General features: G+C 71.0%; 6 protein-coding genes. 2 read left to right on the plus strand and 4 right to left on the minus strand.

Annotation, left to right across the window (positions count from 1 at the left end):
* Positions 1–3: 3 nt before the first annotated feature.
* Genes ACQKIP_RS05750 through ACQKIP_RS05765 form a run of 4 tightly spaced genes read right to left on the minus strand, consistent with a single transcriptional unit; the run spans position 4 to position 3368 of the window.
* Positions 4–939, minus strand: a complete 936-nt coding sequence (locus ACQKIP_RS05750) for an ABC transporter substrate-binding protein (protein ID WP_365863894.1) — start codon at positions 937–939, stop codon at positions 4–6.
* Between the two features lie 20 nt (positions 940–959).
* Positions 960–1631, minus strand: a complete 672-nt coding sequence (locus ACQKIP_RS05755; protein ID WP_361199194.1) for an ABC transporter permease — start codon at positions 1629–1631, stop codon at positions 960–962.
* Between the two features lies 1 nt (position 1632).
* Positions 1633–2280: an ABC transporter permease gene (locus ACQKIP_RS05760; protein WP_365863785.1), complete on the minus strand. Its 648-nt coding sequence runs from the start codon at positions 2278–2280 to the stop codon at positions 1633–1635.
* Complete coding sequence (locus ACQKIP_RS05765; protein WP_365863784.1) at positions 2277–3368, minus strand: ABC transporter ATP-binding protein; 1092 nt, start codon at positions 3366–3368, stop codon at positions 2277–2279. Before ACQKIP_RS05765 ends, ACQKIP_RS05760 begins: the two co-directional genes overlap by 4 nt.
* Before the next feature lie 151 nt (positions 3369–3519).
* Between ACQKIP_RS05765 and ACQKIP_RS05770 the strand changes: the two genes are divergently transcribed.
* Both ACQKIP_RS05770 and ACQKIP_RS05775 read left to right on the plus strand, forming a co-directional pair.
* Complete coding sequence (locus tag ACQKIP_RS05770) at positions 3520–5079, plus strand: aromatic amino acid ammonia-lyase (RefSeq protein ID WP_365863782.1); 1560 nt, start codon at positions 3520–3522, stop codon at positions 5077–5079.
* Positions 5076–5909, plus strand: coding sequence for a MurR/RpiR family transcriptional regulator (locus tag ACQKIP_RS05775; protein WP_361199205.1), 834 nt, complete (start codon positions 5076–5078; stop codon positions 5907–5909). Before ACQKIP_RS05770 ends, ACQKIP_RS05775 begins: the two co-directional genes overlap by 4 nt.
* Positions 5910–6006 lie beyond the last annotated feature (97 nt).

The following is a 6006-nucleotide window of genomic DNA, read 5'->3' on the forward strand; positions in this document are numbered from 1 at the left end:
GTGCTACTTCTTGCTGATCCCGTGCTGCGCCGCCCAGTCGTCCGCGACGTCCTCGGGATCCTTCTTGTCCTTGTCCACCAGGCGGTTGAGCTCGGTGAGGTCCTTGGTCGTCAGGGCGTTGCCCAGGCGCGCGAGCGCCTTGCGCACCGTCGAGTCGGCCTTGCGGTCGGCGATGAGCGGGACGATGTGCTGGCCGGGGATCAAGTTCTTGGGGTCGGTGAGCACGACCCACTTCTCGGCGGCGATGTCGGTGTCGGTGGTGAAGAGGTTCGCCACGTCGACGTCGCCCTTCTTCAGGGCGCCCTTGACCAGCGGCCCCGAGGAGTCGAGGGACTTGAACTCCTTGAACTCCACGCCGTAGACGTCCTTGAGGCCCACCGAGCCCACCGTGCGCTTCTTGACCTCGGGTGCGGCGCCGATGACGAGCTTGCCGTTGTGCTTGGCCAGGTCCGCCAGGGTCTTGAGGCCGTACTTGTCGGCGGTCTCCCGGGTGACGGCGAAGGCGTCGGAGTCCTCGGCCTTTCCGTACGGGAGGATCTGCAGGCCGCGCGGCAGGACCATGGCGAGGGCGTTCTGCATCTCGCCCTCCTCGGTGACCTTCGACTTGGCGTCGAGGTAGTGCAGGAGGGCGCCCTGGTACTCGGGCAGGAGGTCGATGTCGCCGCCCTTGAGGGCGGGGATCAAGATCTCGCGGGTGCCGAGGTTGGGGCGGACGGTGGTCGTCACGCCCTCCGCTTCGAGGGCGGCGGCGTAGAGGTAGCCGAGCACCTGGTTCTCGGTGAAGTTGGCGGTGCCTATGGTGACGCCGTTCTTGCTGGAACCACCGCCCCCGCCGCCCGAGCCCTCGCCGTTGAGGGACGTGATGCCGCCGCTGCATGCGGCGAGCGCGGGGACGGATGCGGCGGCGAAGAGCCCGCCGAGTGCGGTCCTGCGGTTGATGGAAGCCATCTTGCTTGCTCCTAGGCCGACTTGGCGGGGCGGTGACGGAAGAGGGCGCGCTGGAGTGCGGAGAGCGCGAGGTCGAGGACGACGGCGACGACCGCCACGAGGACGGCACCGCCGAGCACCTGCACGAGGTCGCGCTGGGCGAGCCCGTCGAAGACGTACCGGCCGAGCCCGCCGAAGGAGACGTACGCGGCGATGGTGGCGGTGGCGACGACCTGGATGAGCGCGAGCCGGAGGCCGGTCATGATCAGGGGCATGGCCAGGGGCAGTTCGACCTGGAAGAGGACCTGGTGCCAGCGCATCCCCTGGCCGCGCGCCGCGTCCCGCACCTCGGGGTCGACGGCGGTCATCCCGGCGTAGGTGTTGGTCACGATGGACGGCACGGCGAGGGCGACGAGCGCGATGTAGACGGGCCACATGGACAGGCCGCTGGCCAGGAAGACCAGGACGACGAGCCCGACCGTGGGCAGCGCGCGCCCGAAGCTGGAGAGGTTGATGGCGACGAAGGCGCCGCGCCCGGTGTGCCCGATGAGCAGGCCGAGCGGCAGGGCGATCGCGGCGGCGATGAGGGTCGCGAGCAGCGAGTACTGGAGGTGCTCCAGGAGGCGGTGCCCGATGCCGTCGGACCCGGCCCACTGCTCGCCGCTGACCAGCCAGGCGCCGAGGTTCTTGAAGAGTTCGTACATGTCACGCGCTCCTCTTGCGGCGGGTCCAGGGCGTCAGGACGTACTGGAGGGTGACGAGCAGCGCGTCCGCGACGAGCGCGAGCAGCAGGGTCAGGACGACGCCGACGATGACGGGGGTGGGGAAGTTGCGCTGGAACCCGTCCGTGAAGAGCTGGCCGAGACCGCCGTCGCCGATGTACGTCGCCACGGACACCAGGGAGATCGCCATGACCGTCGCGATCCGTACGCCCGCCATGATCACGGGGAGCGCGAGGGGGAGTTCGACGGTGAGGAGGGTGCGCAGGGGCCGGGTGCCCATGGCCATCGCGGCTTCCTTCGTCTTCGCCGGGACGGAGTCCAGGCCCTCGACGGTGTTCCGCAGGAGCACGACGAGCGTGTAGATCGTCAGGCCGATGACGGTGGTGGTGCGGGTGAGTCCGCTGACCGGCAGGAGCAGCACGAAGATCGCGATGGACGGGATGGTGAACAGGACGTTCGAAAGACCGAGGAGCAGTCCGCGCAGGGGGCGGACGCGGTGCGCGACGACGGCCAGAGGGAGCGAGATGAGCAGGCCGAGGAGTACGGCGGTGAGGGCGGCCTGGAGGTGGGAGAGGGTGAGGGTGGTGAGGTCGTCTGTGTGGTCGGATATCCACGACCAGTCGACGGTCATGCGTCGGCCTTGCTCGTGTCCGCGGCGCCCGCGTTCACGGGGCTCGGCTCAGCGGCGCTCGCGTCGGTGTGTACCTGCCCCGCGTGCTCGTGGATGTCGTCGCGGGACGTGACGCCGGTCAGGATGCCCTCGGCGTCGACGCGGGCGACCAGGCCGCCGGGGGCGGCTATGGACTCGTTGAGGGCCGACAGGAGCGAGTCCGTGTCGCGCAGCGGTCGTACGGGCACGTCCGCCGCGTCGCCGTCCTTGTGCCGCCAGGCCACCGGCGCGCCCGCGGAGTCCAGACGCAGCGTCCAGGCGCCGCCCTCCGGGGCCGGGGCTTCGGGGACCTCGGCCAGTGTCGTCAGGGAGAGCAGCTTCAGGCCGCGCTCGGCGCCCAGGAAGTCCGCGACGAAGTCGTCCGCCGGGCGGGCCAGGAGCTCCGCGGGGCTCGCGCACTGGACGAGGTGGCCGCCGGTGCGGAAGACGGCTATGCGGTCCCCGAGCCGTACCGCCTCGTCGATGTCGTGCGTGACGAAGACAATGGTCTTGTTCAATTCCCGCTGGAGGCGCAGGAGTTCGTCCTGGAGCTGGGTGCGGACCACGGGGTCGACCGCACCGAAGGGCTCGTCCATCAAAAGCACCGGCGGGTCCGCGGCGAGCGCACGCGCCACGCCGACCCGCTGCTGCTGGCCGCCCGAGAGCTGGTGCGGGTAGCGCTTGCCGGCGTCGGCGGCGAGGCCGACCGTCTCCAGGAGCTCCGCCGCCCGTGCCCGCGCCTTCCTGCGGCCCCAGCCGAGCAGCAGCGGCACGGTCGCGATGTTGTCCAGGACCGTGCGGTGCGGGAAGAGCCCGGACTGCTGGATCACGTAACCGATGGAGCGGCGCAGTTCGGCGGCGTCCTGCGCCAGGACGTCCTTGCCGCCCACCCTGATCGTCCCGGAGGTCGGATCGACCATCCGGTTGATCATGCGGAGCGTCGTCGTCTTGCCGCAACCGGAAGATCCGACGAGGACGGTCACGCCTCCTTCCGGCATCTCAAGGGTCAGGTCGTGGACCGCGGTTGTGCCGTTCGGGAAGCGCTTGTGGACCGTATCGAATTGGATCATGAGGAGTCCCTTGCCCGGCTGTATATCGTCATGCAGAGTTCTTGGTGACTGAATAGATTGTCAATAGTTAGTCGGCGCCCAGGCGTAAATCGCGGGTTACAAGTAGCCGCAGGGCAAGACGAAGCGTCCGTTTGAGGAGGAAATTCGAGTGATGTCGTCTCATATCGCGGACAGGGCGACCGGCGGCAGTGGCTCGGTCGTCGTCCTGGACGGACGCGGACTGATGGTCGCAGATGTCGTACGTATGGCCGAATCCACCGCCAGGCCCGTTCCCGGCACGGACGGCATGAAGCGCGTGGAGACCTCCTGGAACGCCGCCCGTGAGATCGCCTCCTGGGGCCGCGTCTACGGCCGCTCCACCGGCGTCGGCGCCAACCGGAACGAGTCCGTGCCGACCGAGGCGGCCGCCGACCACGGACTGCGCCTGCTGCGCAGCCACGCCGGAGCGATCGGCGACGAGCTCCCCGCCGAGCAGGTGCGCGCGATGCTCGCGGTCCGCGCCAACCAGCTCCTCGCGGGCGGCGCGGGCCTGCGCCCCACCGTCGTCACCGCGCTCTGCGACGCCCTGACGACGGGCGCGTATCCGAAGGTCAACGAATTCGGCTCGGTCGGCACCGGCGACATCGCCGCGCTCTCGCAGATGGGCCTCGCCCTCGCGGGCGAGCACCCCTGGCAGGGCGCCGGGCAGGCCCCCGAGCCGCAGCCCCTCGACAACAACGACGCCCTCGCCCTGATCAGCAGCAACGCCCTCACCCTGGGCCAGTCCGCGCTCGCCCTGCACGAACTGCGCGGCCTCGTCGCGGCCACCCAGCTGGTGGCGGCGCTGACCCTGATGGCGGTCGACGGCTCGTACGAGGCGTACGCGCTGCCCGTGCACGAGGCGCGGCGCCACGCGGGTTCGTACGCGGTCGCCGAACGCATGCGGCAGATCCTCGGCGCGCCCGACCGCCCCACACCGCCCCTCGGCCGCATCCAGGACCCGTACGGCCTGCGCTGCGTGCCGCAGATCCACGGGCCCGCGCACGACGCGGCGGACGCCCTGGAGGACGTCCTGACGGTCGAGATCAACGCGGCGGCCGAGAACCCGCTGATCTCGGCGGACGACATGGCCGCCTACCACCACGGCGGCTTCTACCTCGCCCAGCTCGCCCTCTCCCTGGACCACTTCAGGCTCGCGGTGACCCAGGCGGCGCGCCTGTCGACCTCCCGCCTCTCGACCCTGAACGAACCGGGCTTCACGCGCCTGCGCCCCTTCCTCGCGGACGGCGAGGCGGCGTCGTCGGGCGTGATGATCCTGGAGTACGCGGCCGGGGCGGCGCTCGGCGACCTGCGGGCCTTCTCCGCGCCGGCCTCGCTCGGCCACGCGGTGCTCTCCCGAGGCGTCGAGGAGCAGGCCAGCTTCGCCTCCCTCGCGGCGCGGCAGACACTGCGGGCGTGCGACGCGTACCGCCTGGTCGTCGGCTGTGAACTGGTCGCCGCGATAAGGGCGTTGCGCCAGCGGGACATGCGTCTTGACCCGGATCTGCCCGTCGGGCGGGCCTTCGATCTGGCGGACTCGGTGCTCGACCCGGAGCTGGCCGACCGGCCGTTGACGGATGATGTGACAGTGGCGGCCGGGCTGCTCGACCGGTTCACGGAGCTGTGTCTTGACCTCGGGTCCGGGAACGGAACGCCCCACGAGGGCCAGGGTGTTGTGAGGGGAACGGCATGAGTGACAGTCCTGCGGCGCGGCTGCAAGTGCTCTTCGAAGGGCACCGGCTGACGCCCACGCAGCGGCGCATCGCGCACTGCATGGTGCGGCGGGCGGCGGACGTCCCCTTCCTTTCCAGCGTCGAACTGGCGGAGCTCGCCGGGGTGAGCCAGCCCTCGGTGACGCGGTTCGCCGTGGCGCTCGGCTTCGACGGGTATCCGGCGCTGCGCAAACACCTGCGGGAGCTCGCGCCCGCCGAGGCGGCCGGGGAGGCGTCCCTCAACGAGTACCAGCAGGCGGTGGAGGCGGAGATCGCCAACCTCCGGCATCTGGCGGAGGTGCTTGCCGACCCGGCGCCGGTGGAGCGCGCGGGGCGGCTTCTTGCCTCCTCACGCCCGCTTCCCGTCCTCGGGCTGCGGGCCGCCGCGTCCCAGGCGTACGGGTTCTCGTACTTCGCGGCCAAGGTCCATCCCGACGTACGGCTCCTCGACGAGGGCGGCACGATGCTGGCCGACCGGATCGACGGGGCGGTGCGGGCGGGGGCCTCGGCGCTGCTGTGCTTCGCGTTGCCGCGGCATCCGCGGGAGGTGGTGGACGCGCTGGCCTACGCGCAGGCGGCGGGGCTCTCCGTGGTCACGGTGGCCGACTCGGCGTTCGCCCCCGTGGCGGCGCACTCCGACCTCCTCCTTCCGGCGGCGGTCGGCACCGGGCTCGCCTTCGACACCGCGTGTGCGCCGATGCTGCTCGGGCGGGTGCTCCTGGAGGCCATGTGCGACGGACTTCCGGACGCGCAGGCGCGGCTGGAGGAGTTCGACGCGGGGGCGGCGGCGCGGGGTCTCTTCGTGGAGTAGTCGAGCGGTGGAGCAGAGGTCGGCGGACGCAGGGCGGGCCGGTCCCCGAGGACCGGCCCCCCCCCCACCCTGTTATCAGACGGAGAGATTTTACAAG

Source organism: Streptomyces sp. NPDC059900 (assembly GCF_050270335.1).
Classification (GTDB): Bacteria; Actinomycetota; Actinomycetes; order Streptomycetales; family Streptomycetaceae; genus Streptomyces.